The 21,897-nt window shown below is 61.4% G+C and carries 10 protein-coding genes and 6 pseudogenes; 5 read left to right on the top strand and 11 right to left on the bottom strand.

Translation table 11 applies throughout. The features are described from left to right. Window positions 1-685: 685 nt before the first annotated feature. Both ML401_RS35505 and ML401_RS35500 read left to right on the top strand, forming a co-directional pair. Window positions 686-8,017 (top strand): shikimate kinase, encoded by a 7,332-nt coding sequence (locus ML401_RS35505; RefSeq protein ID WP_285813145.1) that lies wholly within the window; start codon window positions 686-688, stop codon window positions 8,015-8,017. 342 nt (window positions 8,018-8,359) lie between these two features. Beyond that, complete coding sequence (locus ML401_RS35500) at window positions 8,360-8,530, top strand: hypothetical protein (protein WP_285813144.1); 171 nt, start codon at window positions 8,360-8,362, stop codon at window positions 8,528-8,530. A gap of 352 nt (window positions 8,531-8,882) precedes the next feature. Here ML401_RS35500 and ML401_RS35495 read toward each other — a convergent pair whose 3' ends face one another. Continuing rightward, window positions 8,883-9,473, bottom strand: a complete 591-nt coding sequence (locus tag ML401_RS35495; protein WP_285813143.1) for a YopT-type cysteine protease domain-containing protein — start codon at window positions 9,471-9,473, stop codon at window positions 8,883-8,885. A 260-nt stretch (window positions 9,474-9,733) separates the two neighbouring features. Continuing rightward, window positions 9,734-9,961 (bottom strand): annotated as a pseudogene (locus ML401_RS35490) (ATP-binding protein); the annotation flags it as partial. Window positions 9,962-10,182: 221 nt separating this feature from the next. Here ML401_RS35490 and istA (ML401_RS35485) point away from each other — a divergent pair. Together istA (ML401_RS35485) and istB are read left to right on the top strand one after the other, a co-directional pair. Beyond that, window positions 10,183-11,685, top strand: coding sequence for an IS21 family transposase (gene istA, locus ML401_RS35485; RefSeq protein ID WP_167407307.1), 1,503 nt, complete (start codon window positions 10,183-10,185; stop codon window positions 11,683-11,685). Then, window positions 11,682-12,524, top strand: coding sequence for an IS21-like element helper ATPase IstB (istB, locus tag ML401_RS35480; protein WP_128955095.1), 843 nt, complete (start codon window positions 11,682-11,684; stop codon window positions 12,522-12,524). Before istA (ML401_RS35485) ends, istB begins: the two co-directional genes overlap by 4 nt. 121 nt (window positions 12,525-12,645) lie before the next feature. Here istB and ML401_RS35475 read toward each other — a convergent pair. The 9 genes and pseudogenes from ML401_RS35475 to ML401_RS35435 form a co-directional block, all read right to left on the bottom strand. Beyond that, window positions 12,646-13,185: pseudogene (locus ML401_RS35475) on the bottom strand (ATP-binding protein); the annotation flags it as partial. A gap of 14 nt (window positions 13,186-13,199) precedes the next feature. Further along, a pseudogene (istA, locus tag ML401_RS35470) lies at window positions 13,200-14,739 on the bottom strand (IS21 family transposase). A gap of 248 nt (window positions 14,740-14,987) precedes the next feature. Beyond that, complete coding sequence (locus ML401_RS35465) at window positions 14,988-15,227, bottom strand: hypothetical protein (RefSeq protein ID WP_128929832.1); 240 nt, start codon at window positions 15,225-15,227, stop codon at window positions 14,988-14,990. Then, window positions 15,224-16,417: pseudogene (locus tag ML401_RS35460) on the bottom strand (IS91 family transposase). Before ML401_RS35460 ends, ML401_RS35465 begins: the two are co-directional and overlap by 4 nt. A gap of 9 nt (window positions 16,418-16,426) precedes the next feature. Then, on the bottom strand, window positions 16,427-17,287 hold the full coding sequence (locus ML401_RS35455; protein WP_285813142.1) for a site-specific integrase: 861 nt from the start codon (window positions 17,285-17,287) through the stop codon (window positions 16,427-16,429). A gap of 983 nt (window positions 17,288-18,270) precedes the next feature. After that, complete coding sequence (locus ML401_RS35450) at window positions 18,271-18,669, bottom strand: serine hydrolase (RefSeq protein ID WP_285813141.1); 399 nt, start codon at window positions 18,667-18,669, stop codon at window positions 18,271-18,273. Between the two features lie 659 nt (window positions 18,670-19,328). Next, window positions 19,329-19,585: pseudogene (locus tag ML401_RS35445) on the bottom strand (transposase); the annotation flags it as partial. Window positions 19,586-19,739: 154 nt separating this feature from the next. Next, window positions 19,740-20,022, bottom strand: a pseudogene (gene tnpB, locus ML401_RS35440) (IS66 family insertion sequence element accessory protein TnpB); the annotation flags it as partial. Between the two features lie 26 nt (window positions 20,023-20,048). Then, the gene (locus ML401_RS35435) at window positions 20,049-20,240 is read right to left on the bottom strand and encodes a hypothetical protein (RefSeq protein ID WP_285813140.1); all 192 of its coding nucleotides are present in this window, start codon (window positions 20,238-20,240) and stop codon (window positions 20,049-20,051) included. 769 nt (window positions 20,241-21,009) lie between these two features. Here ML401_RS35435 and ML401_RS35430 point away from each other — a divergent pair. Next, the gene (locus tag ML401_RS35430; RefSeq protein ID WP_285813139.1) at window positions 21,010-21,450 is read left to right on the top strand and encodes a VirK family protein; all 441 of its coding nucleotides are present in this window, start codon (window positions 21,010-21,012) and stop codon (window positions 21,448-21,450) included. Window positions 21,451-21,897: the final 447 nt, after the last annotated feature.

The raw sequence follows: 21,897 nt of genomic DNA, 5'->3' as shown, positions 1-21,897 counted from the left end.
TCAAGGGCTTGGAGAACTGCGCTCGATCTTTCTTGAGCCGTTGCCAATAACTGAGAGCGTGCGCGCCGTCCCTCTCTGACGGGATTAACAACGTTGCCTTACCGCCAAGCCGGGCTTTCCAACTACGTCGATGTTTTCAGATGTGGCGACGCCCCCAACGGGCCGGAGCGGCTTCGGGGCATACCCGCGCGCTGCGGGTAATCATTTGTACGTTCGGTCCGGCGGGCTGGTAATGCAATGCAACTACGCCGATCAATCCCCAGTTGCGCTCGTCAGCTTTACGTCAGATGCAGCCGATATGTTCGGCGCCAGAGCGCACAGTAAAAATAGTGGCTCGCAGTGAGGCGCTTCACGTTGTTGACGCAGCGAAGGAATTCCGCTCGGGGTGTCGAAACAAAGCCGTTGAGGCTGCCGCGGGGGGCCCTCCGTGCTAGGGCGGTAACCGGCGCATACTTTGCATGGGAGATTGATTTTGACGAGAGCTGACTGGAGAACGAACGCATCCGGCGGATCAGACACGCATTGGTCCAGCGCTGTCTCAGATCGTGGCGGCGGAAGCGATGGCTCGACGTTCGGTTCTGTCCTGCAGGGTTTGCGCTCCGAGAATCCAGAGCTCGCGGCGGACTCGTCGCAAAGAACACCTTCGGCCAGCAATGCCCAGCGCCCCACGTCAGCCAATCCTAGCATGAATACGCATGTCGATGAGCCCGGTTTGCGGTATTTGGCGGATCACGGCGCGCCAAATTGGGAAGAGGGTTCGTCGCGTTCCGGTGTCGACAACCGCCGTGCCGATCGGTCCGTGAGTTCACGACAAGCCGACCTGGATCCCGAGCCAAAAAGGAGGCGCATGGATGCCCCGCAGGGCACGCGGGATCCGATATCGGAACGACAATCTAACGCCGCTCTGCACGCGATCTATTTCGCTCGCGGCATTGTTGGATTCTCTCGTGCAGTGGTGGAGCACGACAAGCGGCTGCAGCAGGCGGGCGAGAGGAACCATGCGGCCTTCATGCAAAAGGCTGCCGCCCAGTTCAGAAGCCAGTTTGTTACCCACTTCGAGGACGATATCCGCCACGGGAGATCCTGGGGCTACGCCACTGCATGCAACGCTGTAAGTCGCCCGGCCGGCGGTCAGGAAGGCATCGAAGCTTGCAAGGCGGTCGCAGCTCGCGTGGCGCAGCTCCCTAGTGCGTCATTGCGCGAACTTAAGGCCGATGCTCTTGCGCTGTTCGCGACATCGTTCGGTCGGCATCAGCAGTCGAGCACATGCCGCAATGGAACCGTCCGAATCGCCGAATTTTGTCGCGATGACGCCAAAGTACTTCGCGCAGCGGAAAGTCACAATCTGGCGCTGCTGGTGAACGGTTTCAGCAAGTGGACGCAGGAGGCGGCCACTCGTGAGGGCACGGAAGCTATCGCCCGCGTGGTCCGTCGTGCCGGCCGCAGCTGCGAGCTCTCTGATTTTGATCAGAAACATTTGGCGATGCTTGTGAACGGCTTCAGCAAATGGCCGGAGGCGCCCGACTGTCGCGACGGCATGTTTGCGATCGCGTCTGAGGTTCTTCGCCGCGCCGCGCGCCGTGTGTTTCGGCTTTCCGATTTTGCAGCGCAGACACTTGCGAATCTGGTGAACGGCTTCAGCAAGTGGCCGGACGAGGCGGCCTCTCGCGAGGCCACGTTGGTGATCGCTAATGATGTCGTTCGCCGCGATCGTCATGCTCGGCTTTCTGAATTCAATCACCAGAACCTGGCTAACCTGGCGAACGGCTTCAGCAAGTGGCGGGACGCGCCGGAGTTTCGGGATGCAACGTTTGCGATCGCGGGTGAGGTCCTTCGCCGCGACGGGCTCTTCCATTTTAAGCCACAGGAACTGGCGACTCTGGTGAACGGTTTCACCAAGTGGTCGGACGGCCGGCCCTCGCGCGACGCGACGTTTGTGATCGCGGGTGAGATCCTTCGCCGCGGCGCCCGGCATTTTGAGAACCAGCACTTGGCAATGCTTGTGAACGGCTTCAGCAAATGGCCGGACGCGCGGGACTGTCGTAACGCTACGCTTGCAATCGCTGGTGAGATCCTTCGCCGCGACCGGTATGCCCTGCTCTCTGAACTCACTCACCAGCAAGTGGCCAACCTGGTGAACGGCTTTAGTAAGTGGCCGAACGAGGCGGACTCGCGCGACGCAACTTTTGCGATCGCGGATGAGGTCCTTCGCCGCGATCGTCATGTCCGGCTCTCTGAATTCACCCACCAGGAACTGGCTAACCTGGTGAACGGGCTCAGCAAGTGGTCTGATTCGCCGGACGGTCGCAACGCCACGTTTGCGATCGCGGATGAGGTCCTTCGCCGCGACGAGCTCTTCCATTTTAACCCTCAGGAACTGGCTAACCTGGTGAACGGTTTCACCAAGTGGCCGGACGGCCGGGCCTCGCGCGACGCGACGTTTGCAATCGCGGGTGAGCTCCTTCGCCGTGCCGCACTCTCCGAGTTTTCCTCCCAACATCTCGCCAATCTAGTGAACGGTTTCAGCAAGTGGCCCGACGCGCAGGACTGTCGCGAGGCCACGTTTGCGATCGCGCATGAGGTCGTTCGCCGCGACGCACGGCTCTCTCGTTTTAATCCGCAGGAGTTGGCAAACCTGGTGAACGGCTTCAGCAAACGGCCGCACGCGCAGGACTGTCGCGAGGCCACGTCTGCGATCGCGCGTGAGGTCGTTCGCCGCGCCGCGCCCGGTGAGTTCGGACTCTCTGGCTTCAATCATCCGGACTTTGCCAACCTGGTGAACGGCTTCAGCAAATGGCCGCACGAGCCGGACTGTCGCGACGCCACGTTTGAGATCGCGCGTGAGGTCCTTGGTCGCGGCACCCGGCATTTTACTCCCCGGCACTTGGCAAGCCTGGTGAACGGTTTCAGCAAATGGCCGGACGCTCCGGACGCTCGCGACGCCACAGGTGCGATTGCGCATGAGGTCTTTCACCGCGCCGAACTCTCCGATTTTGCCCCGCAGGCACTGGCAAACTTGGTGAACGGCTTCAGCAAATGGCCGGACGCTCGGGACGCTCGCGACGCCACATGTGCGATTGCGCATGAAGTCATTCACCGCGCCGACTCCGATTTTACCCCGCAGGCATTGGCAAACTTGGTGAACGGCTTCAGCAAATGGCCGGATGCGCTGAAGTGTCGCGAGGCCACGTTTGCGATCGCCGGTGAGGTCCTTCGCCGCGGCGTCCGGTTCTCCGATTTTACTGAGCAGGGACTGGCGAACCTGGTAAACGGCTTCAGCAAGTGGCCGGAGGGTGAGGATTGTCGCAAGGCCACGTTGGCAATCGCCGAGGAAGCTCGTCAGCATCAGCTCTCGAACTTCGCTCCGCAGGCGGTGGCGAACCTCATGAACGGATTCAGCAAGTGGCCTGAGGAGGCGATGTGCTGGCAGTTCACCATGGACATCGCGCGCTCATTGGGGACTGGAGCACAACGATTTGGTGTGTTTACCACGCCTCAGCTGAGTATGCTCGCCAACGCTCTGTCCCGAACGATCATGAGGGCGGAGGAGAGCGGGGAGATTACGGAGGCCGCTCTGCCGAAGGATCGGTTGCACAAGCTCGCCCACTACCTGCACTATGATAATGATCGCCTGTTGAAGGCTAACGTTCTGGACATCGCGACCATTTTCAAGGCGCTCGGTAAGGCTCAGCTGGTTGATGATTTCGGCCTGCTCGCGTCGGCGGGCTTGAACCGGCTCTCTGAATTGCGTCAAGCTCCTGATTTTACGACCCAGAATCTGGAGACCATGGGTAATCTGAGTGCTGCTCTGCTGCCGCTCGCGCGCAGCCCACAGAAGCCGCTGCGCTGGCACCGCAGGCAGGCCCTCAATGTGCTCAACGAGCTTCAGCCCTTGCTCGAGCAGAAGATCAAGGCGCATCTGAACGCGAGCGATGCCGAACGGAGCCTTGGGCCGCTTGCGAGCCGCCGCCCCGCTTTATCGATCTATCAGACGCTCAAGGCTCGTGCGGCGCTAGAGAAGTTGTTCAGGTCACCCTACGTCGAGGGCAACGGAGCAATTTTACGGACCAGGCAGAAAGAGCTGCAGCTTGGCACGAGAGAGGTCCTAATTGGGGCTCGCGACCTGATTCAAGGCGATCTGTCCAGCATGAGCTGGAATCTGATTGCGCAGATCGAGGCGGATAATCCAGTGGATGCGCTGGACCTATTCATGGAGCAGGATGCGGCGGCGATCCAGGCCCAACATCCTGCGTCGGTATTCGACGTGCATCAGGTATTGCTAGCCATGGACCACGCCCCGAGGCCTCCGCAGGGTGAGGCGGGACTGATGCAGTTGCCGGTCGTAGACATAAATGGGCGGCCGTTGGCCACGGAGCCGGAGACCCGGTATTCGATCTTCCATCGACTAACTTCGGGGGTCCTGCCCGTCGTCGCGATACAACTGCCCGCAGCCCCGAGCGCCTTCATGCTGGCGCGTACGGTAAATGTAAACGGTATCGCATACCGAATGGACCTGTTCGGCGGGAGCAAGTTAAAGCCGCCGCGAATGACCGTGTCTCAGATTGCCGCCCGTGCTCCAGGCGAGCAAAGAAAGGCTTCCGGGGGAAAGCTGCTGGCGATTCCCTATGCCGAAACCGCACAGGGCACTGCATTCGAGCAGCTGTCGCGCGCTTGGGCCCCTTTCAAAGAGGCCTATTACTACACTCAGCGCAGGGGTTTTGCGGCGCCTCCGGCGATCAAAGGTCTATCACCCCACGACTTCGTGCTGGAAGGCGCCTTCAAGCTGGCGCTGCTGCCGGACCGTCCTGCCAACGAGGAGCATCTCTTCCGGCTGAGGGGGCCGGACGGACCCATTGCATTGCGACCGCATGACGGCTGCGGCTTCATCCGGGCTTCGCTGGCTAAGCTTATGCCAGCTGTTCGCCGGGCGGTCGAGCGGGAAGGTCCTGACCGGCTGCTTGCCTTTGGTGAGGGAAGCAGAGCATCCTTACCAACGTCGGCCTTGCAACATTATCCGCGCAGCGAGGAAGTAGCGGATGAGGCCCGGCAGAAGGCGATGAGCTGGCTTGAGAGTCGGGTGAAGCAAGAGCTGACGTCGGAGGAGCTGTTTCGCACCATAACAGCGGCGAACATCAATGGTCCGGGAGCCATCGCTATCCCATCGGCTGATGGCTGCCTCCATGTGCCAAGGCTCAAGAGCGAAACATTGAGCGCTGCTGGCGTGCTGATCGGGCGATCGCCTTACGATAAGCCCAACCTGCGCCCGTTCGCCCCCGACCGGGTCAGGTCGGCCGTTGATGGGGACCCGACTGCGGCGTTTCTCGATCAGTGCGTGACCATACAATACAGCTTCAACGTCGCCCAGAAATCGGGGGAGGAGTTGACAGCCGACGATCCGACTTTCTTTGCCAAAGGGCTTCTGATCGTGGTGCCCGACGAAATATGGCCGGCCGACTTCGCCGACCGTGGGTTGGTGATGTCCGCCGAAGACGTCAAGTGCCATTCGAGCTGGATAAAGAGCAAGGACCGCGTAACGGAAGACACGCCGGTCGACTGCGTAGGAATCCTTCAGGCAACCGAGGTGTTTGCCCCAGGCTCGATAGTCGCGGTGCCACCTAATGAACAGAAGAAGCTGGACGGTGACTTCGACGGGGATAGTCTCATCATTATCGGCGACCGGCCGCAGCTTTACGAGCACGTTAGGCAATTCGACCAAGACGAGCAAGCTCGTGGAAGTCGCTCCCTCAAGCCGCCAAAATCGCATACCCCGGCGATTGAGGAGGGCCGCTACAATTTCGGTCGCGCGAGCCAGATTCTCGCCGCCACGCGGAATGTGCTAGAAACTTATACCGGCCTGCAGCGAGGTTTTCTAGCTCAATCACATGAAGCCCAGCAGTGGTTTGCCGAACGTGCCATATTCGGCACGTACGAAGGCATCCACCGAGAGCTCAAGCGAGACATCCGCGGCCTGTTGGAACAAGATCAGGTCAGTGCTCGCAACGTCCGGGAAAAGCTCGAGAAGGCGCGGCACGATATCGAGCTGGCACACCATCCGGTCGCGCTCGAGACAGCCGAGTTGCTCCTTACCGAGCTCGAGGCGTGGGCGGCAAGTCTGGACGAGCAAGTGCCGCCCGAACTACTCCTGCCCGAAACAGCCGCCTCAGCGAGTGTGAAACAGCTCGCTTTGAGCCAAGAGCTCTGCGAGCTATTTCCGCAACTAGCCGAGACCTATCCGGCAACGACTCACCCACGGGACCGTGTCCAGGTTCTGGTGGACCGCTACCCTGCGCGCATCGACCCGCGACCGGATGGTTACGCTCCGCACGACGTCGTGCAAAGTGCAAAGAATCTGCTAAGCATCGGCATCAAGGTTGGAACTGACGCCTATAAATCCGAAACTGGCGCTTACACCTTTATGGTTAAGAGCAGCCACCTTCAGCGCCTGCTGCAACAGACACCCGGCTTGAAATCGGCTCCTTACACCAAGAGCATAGCGGCTACCCTCAACCAAGGCCGTTTTGATGTCGATGCGACTTTGGAGGATCTCAAGGACAATCCGACGCTCGCGGCTTCGGTCATGCAAGCCTCGATCAAGCTTGCTGCCGAGCTGGGCATTCTGCGCAAACCCTCGGCTCCAACGCTTGCTGCTGAGGATGTCGCCACGACAATCACATTGACTCGCGAGGAGGCGGCACAGCGCGCCCGAATGGAGGTTTCCCGCGCTCAAGCTCAAGAGAAGGACATCACCCGGGCGGTAATCTCGGTTGCCGAAGGCCTTAGGACATCCGGCATCGAGGTGAAGATGCCCCATTTGACTAAGCGTCTGAGATCGGAAAACTCGCTGACAGACGAACTCACTGGAATACAGGCTAGCTCTGAGGCCGGCGCGCAGCTGTTCAACAACGCTGTACGCCACGTCTTCGAATTCTCTGATAGGGATTTTACACGTGCCTTCAAGAAAGCCATTCTAGCGTTCGACGAGAGCGGCTACAGCGAGGTCAGCACGACCAACTGGTTCAGAACGAGATCCCGGACCTTCGCCGGCATCAAGACTGTGCTCGCCACGCCGGGCGGTTACCGTTTTGAGCTGGAGTTTCACACGGCGGACAGCTACATGGCCAAGCTCGACAATCATGGGACGTACAAGGAGCTCCAGAAGCTCAAACGGCTGCAGCGAGGGAGCGAAGAGCCCCCGGATGACTCTGTAGTCGAGCAACTCTTGGAGCACGTGCGACGGGTGTGCAACAAGGTTGTCATCCCCGAGGGGGCCATAGAGATCCCCCATTGGGAAGCCGAAGCCAGCAGTAGAGTTGGCGCTAGCACTGCTCGTGTGTTGGCCCGGCCGACACGCGCGGCGCGGTCCGCAAGCGCAAGAGAGATTGTTGGCGCCCTCGGCAACCGACCGATCGTGCTCGTTGGCATGATGGGGGCCGGGAAATCCGGTGTGGGACGTGCACTTGCAAAGCAGCTGGGGCTGATGTTCGTCGACTCCGATAAAGAGATCGAGGCGAAGGCTGGCAAGTCTATAGCCAGGATTTTCGCGGAGGACGGCGAGGCGCACTTCAGGGATCTCGAGGTGAAGGAGATCAGCCGGTTGCTCGATCGGGGACCACTGGTGCTCGCAACCGGTGGCGGAGCGTTTATGACCGAAGAAACCCGGCGTTGTATCGGCGAGAAAGCGGTCTCGATCTGGCTCAATACCAACGAGGACGTGATCAGGCGCAACCTCCGACACGACACCAACCGTCCGAAAATACAAACCGCGGACCGGGACGAGATGATTACAAGCCTGATGGACCAGCGCAATGCTGTGTATAAGCTTGCCGATCTCACGATTGCTCCACAGGACCGGCGTGAACTCAAGAGCGCAGATGCTTGTCTGAGTGAGCTGCACGACTATCTCTGTGCCGCTGGCGGGCCAGGCGCTGGGCAATCTGGCTCGGTTCAGGAGGAGCTCGCTGCCTCAAGCGCCCTGGGGGTGCGAGCTTCGGTTGCGCCCAAGCAGCAGATGCCATGACCCGCGTCGCTATCGACTGCTACGGCTCGCTGGTCAGATATCCATCGAAGTGTTGGACATGTGCTCGATTTGCGGTCCACATCGCACGATTCGTGATGTTGAATATTTCGATCGGGGGTTCGTACCCGAGAGCCTCAGCCGATGCCGGCTTGTTGCACGGCACCACGGAGTTGCCAGAGCTTACGCTCTGCCGCACGAGCAGCATGCAAGGCATGATGAGTATCTTGCCGCGCAGACGCGGCTCGTTGGGCCCGCGCAAAGTCATCTGCTGCGCTTGGTCGGCCGCGCGAACGGCCTACAGGACGAGAATGGTGCGACACAGCCAGCTTTTAATTTCTACCGGTGAACGAGGACGGTCTGGGTAACGATGCCTATTGGTCGCTACTCATGCTCGATACCCGCGCGCCGAAACGGGTGGTTGATCATCACTATGAATCCGCCGGATCGCGCAACAGCACCATTGCGGAACAGCTCGCAGCAAAACTGGCGCCCGGCTGCAGTCAGCCCGCATGACCCAGCAGCAGAACGGCCCCCATTGTGGCGTGTTTGTGGTGGATGCTGCTCCCAGGGTTGGGGGGATGGCTGCGCGGACAGCTGCAACGTCGGGGCCGATGCTTTGTGCAAGCGAGGCCAGTTCTCTGCTCGAAGCACGATCAATTGATCGAGACCCGCGTTATCGCTCGAATCCACTGGCCTTCCGACTTTCCTTGGGGTCAACACGCGGCATGGAGGCAACGAGTCTCAGCATGTCGAAACCGTCACCCGCATCTCCGCGAGGGTTGCGGGCACTCGCGGGAGCCCTCCAGACCGATTCGTGCGGCGGATGGTCCAGGCGACAAGCCCGGCGATCTCAAAAGACACGCCCTTACTCGGTTTCCACCCTTTGCGTGGTGATACTCAACAGTTCCAATCTGTTCGGGTGCCTGTAACGATTGGCGAGTTTTTGGAACAATTCAGCGATGTCCTCTGGTCGAACAGCAAATTCTCCATAGTTGGGATCGAACAGCGTAATGATCCCGTCCGACACCGACGTCGCAACCAAGTGTCTTTCACGTCGTCCATCCCGCTCAAAACACAAGCTGAGCGAATACTTTCTGCCATTGGCGGTAATTTCGCGCTCCAGTTCCGCGAAGCTCTCTTCATCGCGAAATGTGTATGTGTGCCCTGTTTCGGAAAGAAACACGCCAGCTTCCCTGAACACGTCGGCCCTTGCACGAAAAGGCGTCTCAGACCTTTCTACGCCCCCTTTTCGCAAAGATCGCATAAGACTCTCATAACGCCGCTGGCACGCAGCCGCTGAGAGGTGCCCATCCGAGCCGGGTGTCAGCGCAGCCATTCGGGATCTCGGGCTGCTCGGAAGATTGCTTAGCCATTCTGCAGTGAGGCCAACGCAGATGTTCGTTCTGTTCCCGTCCTGCAACTCGGCCGTCCTGTGTCGGGACAACGAGTTGCTCATCCTAGGTGGAGAGGATGTGCCGGGATCGGCTGGATCCGACGCATCTGCCCTGCTGGTGCAGCAGCCCATTCTTTCGGGCAGGCCCGCAAGAGCTTTATCAAACCTCTCACTGTTTCCCGTCTCGCTTAGTGCGTATTCCGACGAAGTCGGCCGCGGATTCCGGGCGAAGCCGGCCGCCTGTACCGATTGAAGCCGGCCGTGGATTCCGATGATCCCGGCCGCCTGCCGAGGCGGGCACTCGCGACGACGTCGTCATCAGGTCAGTTGGCGGGCTCGTCGTCAAGCGTCTGACGCTTGGCTGCGGCTTTGCGCAGGCTCTCGCCCTTGAGAGTGAGCCTGTGGGCGTTGTGTACGAGGCGATCGAGGATAGCGTCGGCAATGGTTGGGTTGCCCATGAGCTCGTGCCAATGCTCGACCGGGAGCTGGCTTGTCACCAAGGTCGAGCCGCGGCCATGGCGATCCTCCATCATCTCCAACAGGTCGCGTTTGGGCGGCGGCGATCAAGGTGAGACCTTAGCGACAATCAGGATGAGACTGCGCCGATGGGGACGGACCGAAGGGAGGGCGTAGCCCGACCGGAGGACCGTTCCCATCGGCGTCGCGTTTTTCGGACCGGTCTGGCGGCTGGGTGCGGCTGGTGCAAGCTGTTGATTCGTCTCGACAAGAGGGAATCGATGCCTTGCCTGGCCTTCACATCACCGACCACCAGATGAGGCTGTACATGACCTACCGACTGACATTGTCTCCCGAGGCCGCGGCGGCCAAGGCGGGGTTCTCGAAAGCGAGCGCGTATCGGATCGAGGACGATTTGCGCCTGCCATCGCAGAAGAAGGTGCCGAGAGGCCGGCGACGGTCCGATCCGCTCGTGCCCTATTGGGACGCCGAGATCGTTCCGATCCTGAAGGCTGCGCCCGGCATCCGCGTGATCGGCGTGCTGGACGAGCTGCGCCGTCGGCATCCCGACCTCAACCCCAACATCCGACGCACGCTGGAGCGGCGCATCAATGCCTGGCGGGCGCTCAATGGCCCTGAACAGGACGTGATCTTCCGCCAGGAGCACGAGCCCGGTCGTCTGGGTCTGTCCGACTTTACCGATACAAGCCCGCTCGGCATTGCCATTGCTGGTGAGACGCTCGATCACCGGCTCTACCACTTCCGGCTGGCGTTCTCCGGCTTTGAGCATGCCCATGTCGTGCTCGGCGGCGAAAGCTTCGTCGCCCTGGCCGAGGGCTTGCAGAACGCCCTGTGGGCGCTCGGCGGCGTTCCGCGGGAGCATCGCAGCGACAGCCTGTCGGCAGCATTCCGCAATCTGGCGGCCGACGCGCGGGAGGATCTGACACAGCGCTACGCCGCGCTGATGGGCCACTACGGCATGGCGCCAACGCGCAACAATGCGGGCATTGCACACGAGAACGGCTCGATCGAGAGCGCGCACGGTCATCTCAAACGAGCGCTGGAGGATGCGCTGTTGCTGCGGGGCACGCGCGACTTCATCAGTCTCGATGCCTACCGGGCTTTTGTCGACGAGATTGTCGGCCGGCGCAACGCCAACCTCGCTAAGCGGATCGCGCTCGAAAAGGAAGCACTGGCGCCACTGCCGAAAGGCCGCACGACCGACTTCGAGGAGAAGGTGATCCCGGTGACGTCGTCAGGCGGCTTCATCCTGCGGCGCGTGTTCTACACTGTGCCTTCAAGACTGATTGGCCATCGCCTGCGTGTGCGCATCTTCGACGACCGGCTCGAATGCTTCCTCGGCGTCACGCCGGTCGGGACGCTGCGGCGCGGGCGGCCTGTGTCGGAGAACCACGGCGGGCATGTCGTTGATTATCGGCACGTCATCCATGCCCTGCGGCGCAAGCCGATGGCGCTCGTCAATCTCGTCTATCGCGATCAGCTCTTCCCGCGCGCGGCTTACAAGCGCCTCTTCGAGACCTTGCGGGAGCATGGCGACGACCGGCGCGCCTGCAAGGTGACGGTCGAGCTTCTGGCTCTGGCCCATGAGCGAGCCTGCGAAGCCGAGCTCGCCGAGGCGATCGCGACCGCTCTCGATGCCGGACGGTTACCCGATCTTGCGGCATTGCGCGATCGCTTCCGACCCGAGGCGGCCTCGATCCCGAGTGTCGCCGTCAAGCTGGCGTCGCTCGACGTCTACGATGAGCTGGCCTCCGTCAGCATCGTGTCGGCCCACTCGAACCTGGGAGGAGCAGCATGACCAGCGGAGCTACCTCCATCGATGCCGCCCGCGTCGAGCTGCTGCTCAATGAGTTGCGCCTGCCCGGCGTCAAGGCGATCTGGCCGAAGCTCGCCGCGCAGTCGGACAAGGAAGGCTGGCCCGCCGCCCGCTTCCTTGCGGCCCTTGCCGAGCACGAGGCAGCCGATCGCACCCGCCGCCGCATCGAACGACACATGGTGGAAGCGCGTTTGCCCGCCGGCAAGACGCTCGCCACGTTCGAGTTCGAGAGCGTGCCTATGCTGTCAAAGGCACAGGCGATGGCGCTCGCCGCCGGTGACGTCTGGTTGAAGACCGGCGCCAATCTGCTGCTGTTCGGTCCACCCGGCGGCGGCAAGACCCATCTCGGCGCAGCGATCGGCCTGGCTCTCGTCGAGGACGGTTGGCGCGTTCTCTTTGCACGTACCACTGATCTGGTGCAGCGGCTGCAGGTGGCCCGGCGCGAGCTGGCGCTGGAGTCCGCAATCGCCAAGCTTGACCGCTACGACCTCCTGATCCTCGACGACATCACATATGTGAGCAAGGACCAGGCGGAAACCAGCGTATTGTTCGAGCTGATCGCCTCCCGCTACGAGCGACGCTCGCTGCTGATCACGGCCAATCAGCCATTTGGCGAATGGGGGCGTATCTTCCCCGATCAGGCGATGACACTGGCGGCGATCGATCGCCTGGTGCACCACGCCACGATCCTCGAGATGAACGTCGAGAGCTACCGTCGAAAAGTTGCTCTCGATCGCAGGCGCGGTCCAGGCCGGCCGCCGGTTCACGCCACTCCAAATGAACTCGAGAAGGCGGTGACTGACGCTGGCAATGCCGCTTGATTGTCGCGCAGCGTCAATCAAGCCTTGCCAAGCCCGCAGCCAGCGTCAATTATCTTCTGACTCGGCCGCCTCGTCTCATCTTGATTGACGCGCCGCTCTCATCCTGATTGTCGCGCCATACGCGTTGCTGCTCGGCAGTCATCGGGGCAAGTCCCCAGTCGTCGAGGACCAGAAGCTCGACGCGCGCCAGGGTCCTGGGGAGGCGAGCATGGCGGCCGTCGCCCCGCGCGAGGGTGAGCGCCTCGAACAGCCGCGGCAGCCGTTGATAAAGCACGGAGCGGTTGTCCCGGCAGGCCTTGTGGCCCAAGGCGCAAGCAATCCAGCTCTTGCCGACGCCGGTCGGGCCGATGATGAGCAGGTTCTGATGCCGGTCGATCCACTCGCCAGCGACGAGCTTTTGGAACAGCGGCTTGTCGAGCCCGCGCGGCGCCTTCATGTCGATATCCTCGACGACGGCGTTCTGCCGGAGACTTGCGAACCGCAACCGAGCAACCAGCCCCTTGTTCTCGCGCTCGGTCGCTTCACGGTCGACGAGCAGTGCGAGGCGCTCCTCGAAGGCCAGCGCGGCAATGTCGGGGTGTCGCTGCTGTTCGTCGAGGGCCTTCGCCATGCCGGTAAGCCCAAGCGCGACGAGGCGGTCGTGGGTGGGATGTGTCAACATCGTCTCTCCTTTCTTCAGTGGTAGTAATCGGTGCCGCGGATATTGCCGTGGCGGATCGGTGGGTCGTCCGGCGGCCTCTCGTTGGCGTAGGCGCGATCGAGCCCGTGCTGCAGGATCGACTTGATCGAGCTGTAGGAGGTCGCGCCGATGTCGTTACCGCGCCGGCAGGCGGCCTCGATGCGGGCCGAGCCGTAGCTGCGCGCGAGCCGCAGAATGCCGAGACAAGCCCGGAAGCCCTGCTCGGGGTGAGGCTTGGCCTTCATGATCGCCTCGACGAGAGCAATCGTGGCGGGGCCGATCTTGGCGGCTTCTCGTTTGATCCGCGCTGGCGTCCATTCGGCATAGCGCCGGTGCGCGCTCGGCATGTGCTCCGGGATCGTGGTGTGGCGATGGGGTACGGAAGAGCGGGCGTGGCTGGCGACCCGGACGCCCTTGTGCAGGATCTCGATCGTCCGGTCGGTGATGCGCGCCTCAAGCTCCTCGCGGATCAGGCGTGAGGGCACCGAGTAGTAGTGACCGGCGATCTCGACGTGATAGTCGGACGCGACGCGGCACTTCTTCCACTCGGCGTACTGATACGGCAGCGGCGGCAAGGCTTCGAGCGCCGTCTTGTCGATCTGTGCAAACAACTCGTTGCGGCTCACGCCGAGCTTGCGCATGATCTTGGCGTTGAGGTCGGCAACCCCTCGCGGATGGGCCGCGTTGAGTTCGTCAAGCGAGAAGAAGCGCCGGTTGCGCAGCCGCGCCAGCACGAACCGCTGGACGATTTGCACTGCCACTTCCACCTTCGCCTTGTCGCGCGGCTTCCTCGGACGCGCGGGCAGGATCGCAGTGCCGCAATGCTCGGCCAGTTCCTGGTAGGTGCGATTGATGCCCGGCTCATAGCGGCAGGTGGCGGTGACGCCGGCCTTCAGATTGTCGCAAACGATCGCCTTCGGCACGCCGCCGATCGTGCGCAAGGCATTGACGTGTAACCCGATCCAGTCGGCCAGCCCTTCCGACCAGCGCCCTCGACAAAGGTGTAGTTGGATGCTCCCAGCACCGCGACGAAGACAGGGCCAGCCGTTGCACGCCGGTCGCGGCATCGAACACCGGCACGGTGTCGCCCGCGAAGTCGACGAACAACTTCTCTCCGGGCCCGTGCACCAGCCGCATGGTCGGCGAGATCGTCTCGCTCCATTTCCGGTAGAGATCGCAGAACCGGCTGTAGCCATAGCCGTCGGCGTGCCCGGCGCGATATTCCTCCCACAGCAGGAGCAGCGTCACACCGCGCCGCTTCAGCTCCCGGTGCACCGCCGTCCAGTCGGGCAACGGCCGCGCCGGCTTCTCCTCGAACGTCGGCGGCGTGAACAGCCGGCGCTCGAGCTCGCCGTCGTCCATCCCTTCCGGCACCGGCCAGGTGATGCCGATCACGGCAGCCCGCCGCAGATACTCGCCAACCGTCGATCGGCTGATGCCGACCGTGACGGCGATCTGCCGCTCGCTCACGCCAAGGGCGTGCCGCAGTCTCAAAACTTCTCGAACCTTCCGCATCGGCGCTCTCTCGGCGGGCATCAGACCTTCCCTTGCTTGGTCGCAAAGGTGGGCTGGTCCGCGATTCGATCGCCGTCTTCGAGAGCGTCAGGCCGGTCTCAACAGGGTGGTCGGCTTCGATCGGAATGGGTGGCCGACTTCCGTCGGAATACTGGAGGGTTCAAATAGGTCCCGCGTCGCAGATCTCGCCGCAAGTCCAGCGCGGGACCTATTTGAAGCTGGATTGAACGAAGCCGCGTCTTGTGAGCGAGGACCTATGGGGGCTCGATCTAGGCGCCGGTAGGCGCGATTGACCCGATGTCGGGCCCGCGAGCGAGTGTGGCCGCAGATTGCCGTTGATATTGGCAGCAGAGGATGCCGGCGTCGATAGCGTCGAACGGCGCGTCAAGCCCAAGCGGCTGACTATCGCCCGTTCGCCGCGCGTTGTGAGCGTGCTTGATCGTTCCGACGGAGAACGTCGGCATGGCGATGCCTGCAGTGGGAGCGAACAAGTCGAGGTAGTCGGTCATGATGTATCGCAGCGAGGTGCTGCGCGTCGCGGCGTTTGCGCACGCGGCACAGGCCCAATCTCGACCATGCGGCCTCCGCAGATGGGGCACAAGTCGAGGCGGTGACCAATGAGGATGGCGCAGCGCTCACGATAGTCGACAGCTTCGGCAGGCGGAGGCGGCTCTGGCGCCTTTAGCGCCGCTCGGATGCGCGCGAGTTTGGCGACGCGGCAGGCGTTCGCCAGGAAGCCAAAATGACGGATGCGGCGAAACCCCTTCGGCAATACGTGGAGCAGAAAGCGACGAAGGAACTCCTCAGTGTCGAGCGTCATCACTTTGGATCTGTTGCCAGCGCGATAATCCTTCCACCGGAAGCGGACGTGGCCCTGGTCACAGGTAAGGAGCCGGCCGTTGGCGATTGCAACGCGATGGGTGTAGCGCCCGAGATAGGCCAGAACCTGTTCTGGTCCGCCGAAGGGACGCTTGGCGTAGACGACCCACTCGACCTTGCGGAGGGCGGTTAGATGGCGGGCGAATGCCGCTGGCTCGACGAGGTGCGCGAGATGGCCGAAGAGCTGGAGCTTGGTGCCATTGAACGCCGCCTGCAGGCGCTCCAGGAACAGCCGACGATACAATCGTGACAGGACGCGAACGGGAAGGAAGAAGCCGGGGCGACAATGAACCCAGCTTCCATCAGGGGCGATCCCGCCGCCTGGCACGAGGCAATGGGCATGCGGCTGATGCGTCAGGGTCTGGCCCCAGGTATGGAGAATGGCGATCATCCCGGTCTAGGCACCGAGATGCTTCGGGTTGGCGCTGATGAGACGGATCGTCTCGGCTGCTGCCTTGAGCAGGATGTCGTAGACCGCCGTCTTGTTCTGCAGCGCGATGGCGGCCACCGGCGCCGGCACGGTGAAGACGACATGGAAATAGGGGACCGGCAGCAGGTCGGCCTGGCGCTCGGCGAGCCATTGGGCGCGCGCGAGCGCTTGGCACTTTGGACAGTGCCGATCGCGACAGCTGTTATAGGCGACGCGGACCAGGCCGCAGTCGTCGCACCGCTCGACGTGGCCGCCGAGCGTCGCTGTGCGACACGCCTCGATGGCCGCCATCACACGGCGCTGATCGGAGGACAGCCGAGGACCCTGCGCGGCACGGAAGGCGCCGCCGTGGCGGCGGAGGATGTCCGCCACCTCGAGCACGGGGCGCATATGCGCAGCTCAGTCGGGTGGGATCACCCTGACGGAGAGTCCATCGAATGGGCTGGTCGTGCGGGCGAGCAGGTTGGTCGCAACCTGAGCGTAGCGCGCGGTCGATCCCAGGTCGGCATGTCCGAGCAGAACTTGAATGATGCGAATGTCGATCCCGCTTTCCAGGAGATGGGTCGCAAACGAGTGCCGGAGCGTATGGACAGTAATCGGCTTGGCAAGCCGAGCGCGGCGGCGGGCGGCGCGGCAGGCCGCCTGGACGCAGCGGACGCTGACATGTTCACTTGGGTCTTGGCCTGGAAATAGCCACAGCCCCGGTCGGGCTCGCATCCAGTACGTACGCAGAATCTCCAGCAGTCGCGGAGAAAGCATCGCGTAACGATCCCTGCCGCCCTTGCCGTTCTCGATGTGGATCAACATTCGCTTGCTGTCGATCGAGCTCACCTTCAGGCGGACGACTTCACTAACCCGTAAGCCAGCCGCATAAGCCGTCGCCAGCACGACGCGATTGCGCACCCCTGTAACCGCGTCCAGGAAGCGCTCGATCTCTTCGGCACTAAGCACGAGCGGGAGCTTGTCGGGCTTCTGGCCACCAATGATCCGCTCGAATGCCTCCGTCTGCCCGAGTGTGACGCCGTAGAAGAACCGCAGCGCGCAGGCCACCTGATCGATGTGGGACCACGAGCGCTTTTGGCCGATGAGATGTAGTTGGTAGGCGCGGACCTGCTCGAAACTCAACCGGTCCGGGGCATAACCGAAATGGCGGCTAAACTTTGCGATCGCATAGATATAGGATTGTTGAGTCGACGGCGACAGATTGCGGACCGTCATGTCCTCGATCATGCGCTGCCGAAGAGGGCTCATCATAGCCATCTGGGTCTCCTGTCTTGAGAGGGGTGGTGCGAAGACCAACATCCTCTCAGACAGGACACCTCAGTTCAGCAGGTTTGCCCCCTACTGCCGCGTAGCGGGTTCGTTCAATACGCACTTAGCTCGTCAGTTTGGCCAGCGAATGTTGATGAGTGGCTGATTTGATTGAGCATGTCGATTTTTCCTTTGCCAAGGTTGTGGCGCTCTCCCATTGTACTCAGTCAACCTGACAGCAAGCTGATTGACGGGTGATACCCATGGCCGAACACAGCCTTGTGGAGTACCGCTAAACGATGCGGAGACAACCGGAAACGGAACAGCAGGTCTTGTTCATCCAGTTCTCTCTTTCCCACTGCTCGCGTTCAACGTAAGGGAGTGAACTGCTTCATGATTGTGGCTCCATCAAGTTCGTGCATTCTATGATGCAGGGGATGAGTAACCTCTAGGAGGTCTGGACGCGAAGGCACCTTTTGAGAGCGAATCAGATCGAAGTCACATTGTTGGAGGGCGGCTAGTGGACGCTGCGCTTTGGATCGTGCGTACTCTCTGCCTAGCTGATCTTCCGGAGGACGGTTCGATTCCGCCATCGCCCGAGCGCATTATCACGCCGCCGGTTGAGACCTTGTTGTCTCGTCAGGATGGGCGTAACCCAGGGGAAGAAAGTCTCGACCGGCGGCGTTGGGGCCTAGACGATCGAAGCTCAGACGATCGAGGCGCAGCCGGTCTTCCGCCACATCGAGCCAACGATGCTGTACACCGCGTGATCAACGCCATTGGTGAGTTTGATCGCCGATGTGGTTCTGCCCCATCGCCGCTACCGTTTCGGCCTCAGCACCTGGTTTCCGTTGCCGCGGCCCTTGTTGAGGATCAACTGAGTGAACTTGATGTTATCGCCAGTGGTCGAATAAAGTCGGGGCGCTTGCGCATGCCATCGGTTCTTAAATGCGGTTCGCTCATGCCGAGCGGCGCGAGCAGATGATCGCGCATCACCCCGCTGACAGCTGACGGCCTCCACGGCCTTGGCGACGAAATCGATGTTGGTGACGTATTCCCAGCGCGTGCCGGATCCGAGGCGATCGGGGTCTTTGCCATCGTGATCGTCGGCGTGCCGGTGTTCTCCAGGCCGCGAGTCGCCGTTCCACATGGTGGCAGCAGAAGCCCGCGGTGTGGGTCATGAGCCAACCCAGCGTGATCCGCCTCGTGCCAGCCCACCGCCTTGACGCGCCGTTGGCATTGAAGCCTTCGAGCACCTTCGGCTTGGCGAGATCCGGCAGCACCTCGCCGATCGGCGCATCCAGCGACAGCTTGCCCTGTTCGGCCAGCTGCATCGCGCCTGCCGTCGTCACCGCCTTCGTCATCGATCCGATCCAGAACATGCCGTCCATGGTCACCGCGTCCGGCTTGAATAGATCGCGCTTACCGAACCCAGCTTAATACCGTACGTCATCCCGCTCGCGACGACGGCGACGAGTCGGGCATTTCTCTGGCGTCACTCTTCTGGCTCCGAATCATCGATCTGGACCTGGCGGGGCATGCATTTCCTCCGCTTTGCGATTTTCGTAGTCGATGGATTTCATCCTTGCAGATCGTGCGGGGCAAACGCATCAACCGCACAACTCAGCTCGGGCGTAATCGACGCCAGCATGTTTTGCTTAAGGGCTATCTGGTCAGCCACAAGAACCTGTCCCGGTTGTATCGAAAGAGCGGCTCGTGGTACTCGCCGTGTTGGCCGCAAGCGGGCGCTCACGATCGGAGCCGCGTCGCTTCGTAATACATGACCTGGCAACCGACGCAGCCTTCATCGAAAGCTTCGTGTACAGACGGTCCGGCAGGTGCAAGAGGTTCGACAACATTTGGACCGGGTACGTTCATGTATACGGCCTGTTAGTGCGACCGATGCCATGGCCGCTGGCCCTGATGGAGATCGCGGATCGAGGCCTCATCAACGGGTCGCGCTTGTTTGCTTAGAGCTCTTCGGTCTTGCTCGATCCTCCGCTCCCCCGGTTTCCATCATGCTGCCACTTGCCCTCACTAGGACGGCCAGGATACCGACCACGACCTCGATACGCGGCAGATGCGCCGGTAGTGCTCCGCGATTGTGCGGCGCTTGCGTCCGCACTCCGTCCGACCTTCCGGAGCTGTCTCGTCTTGGCTGGCTTTCGTGCGGGCCGCAACCTGTTGTGCTTCCTCGAGCCCGAGCAGCGTCTGCTCCTCGGGAAGCGCCTCGGCCTTCCGGCCAAAGCGATGACGCTGCAGCTCCTTGATGGAGCAGCCCCTCGCTTGGCGCTCGGCAAGCGGCATCGCCTTTGGCGTCTCGGGATCAGCAGGAAGGTTATCGCCCACGAGCAAATCAGAGTATATTCGTGCCCGCCTGGCGACGAAGATTCACTTTGCCGCAGCGCGGCCCACAATTATCCGGCTGGAGCCGGGACGACCCTCTCCGTGCCGCGTGGCCACGCCTCCAATCAAACCCTTTGAGCAGCGCCGACAATTCCGTCGCCGACAAATACATCATGCCATCCTCGATCTTCGGCCAACGGAAGACGCCTTCCTCAAGCCGCTTGGCGAACAGGCACGAACCAGTATCATCCCAGAGGACCAGCTTGATCCGGTCCGCCCGCTTGGCACGGGGCACATAAACATCACCCGAGAACGAAATCGGCCTTCATGTGCTCGCGTACCAACATGACAAGCCCCTCCGTTTCCTTGCGGAAGTCGACCGGGTTAGCTGCCACCATCACCCAGACAGTTCCAGCCGGCCCGATCACCGGCTTGCCTTCAGCACATGGACAATGGCCGCCATCATCGCCACGTCCGCGCCATGGCCAATCCGGATCGTGACGCCCTCGGCTTCGATCTCGATGACCCCGGCATCGCAACGGCGAGCTCGGACATCCGGCTTGGCCTTGCGTTGCGCCGCTTTGCGCTCACGGCCAGCAATCGCGACTGCTGCCACTGCCGCGCACCCGTTTCAGGCCCCACGCGCACGCCCTCAGGCGGGCAACATCTCCGCCACGTCATCCGGCGTCTACTTGGCCTGCCCCCACTCCACGGCGTCCTTTCCGTGATTCGTTCCTGGTTCATTCGCTCTCTCTTCGGCTATCCAAGGAGGGGCAATTCCTCGTGCGCCGAGGGGGCCGTTTTCCATGGCGCGCGACCATAGCTCCGCACCAGCTCCCGTCGCTACCGTCGCCCATTCGGGCAAATCCACCTGCTGGAGCGAACTCAGGACTGGATAACACTTGGAGCAAAGTCACTGTAGATCGCAGTTTGGGCTATGTGGCGTCATGTCGAGAGGATGCAAGTTAGGGATCAAGATAGTACGACGGCTGACCTCCGTATTGTTACTCGACTTACGGATCGTGACGCTTCTCGCGTCGAACACGAGCGCGGATGCAGCGGCTACTCCTCAATGCGGAATTAGGTCACTCCCCTGGCGCTGACATAGAAGATCATCGACCTCGTCATTTAGTGCCCGTTCTGCCGTTCGGCTTTCGCCAGATTGATAGTGCCGAACGATATCGCAAATTGTGTGCCGCTCGTAAAACTTACATACGAGATTGTGACGTTAGGTTTGAGTACGCAACCACTTGCGTACGGTAGTAGCGCATGGTGTTTATCGCGAAGGCGACGTTCGCCTGACGTTCGGAATCCGCCAAAGTCTCCGAGCACGAGACGGGACGGTTACTGCTTACGTATGTGAGTCTTGTATTGGAGAAGAGCATATGCGGCTCAATATCATATGTCTAACGAGACTGTTGTCCTTGCTTTTGGTTGCAAGCGTGAGCACGGCAGCGAAGGCCGTCGAGCCCTCTGCAAAATACGTAGACGTGCTAAGTGCCTTGCAGGCCGGCAAGGTAGTCAAGCTAATACTAGATCTCGATCGCTGCACAACCGTTGATGGCGGTCAACCCGGACCAGCCGTGCAAGGCGGCCTGATTATCAGCGCCTTCAGGGTTAGCGCGCAGAACGGAATCAGCTTCGCCAATGTGCATCAAACCTTAGACAGCTCAGGACACCCTGTTACCGAATACATCCGCCACAGCCTTAACCGCGAAGGCAAGCTCAAGGTAAGGGCCTCAAAGTTGGTTGCTGGAGCGGCCGAAGCCGTGAACCAGGGTGAATTTGTCTGCGAGCTGCCAGACGGCGCGAAGTTCGTTTGGTAAGGGCAATAGGCGCCGCGAGGGGCCGAGCTGCCGTTCGGTATCAGCCACCCGGGGGGGCCCGTCAGCAAAGAAGCGCAACAGAGATCGTGATCGGCGCGATCTCAAGAGATTTGCTGCCCGGGGCAGTTGAGAATGTAGTTTGCAGCTCGACTTACGCGTTCGGAGTCGACTGCCACTGACCCGTCGCAGGCCGGAGACGCGAAGAGCGCCGCCATTACAAAGGCCGCTGTGTGGAGCAGCTAATAAATGAAAGCTCAATTGCGCTCGAGTTAAACTCCGCGTTGTTACGCGTTTGGCTAAGCGTGACCGAATCAACCTAAGGAAGTTACTGCTGAAATGAAACGCTTTTGGATTATATCGGCGATCGTCCTCGCGCTAGCGGTGGCGGCGCCCTCTTTCGTCTACGTCGCGAGGCAGCATCTCAACGCCCATGCACTCGCAGCCGGA

The organism is Bradyrhizobium sp. 62B (assembly GCF_030272265.2).
Taxonomy (GTDB): domain Bacteria; phylum Pseudomonadota; class Alphaproteobacteria; order Rhizobiales; family Xanthobacteraceae; genus Bradyrhizobium.
Note: the sequence above shows the minus strand (reverse complement) of the source record. Positions and strands in the feature narration are given on the sequence as shown.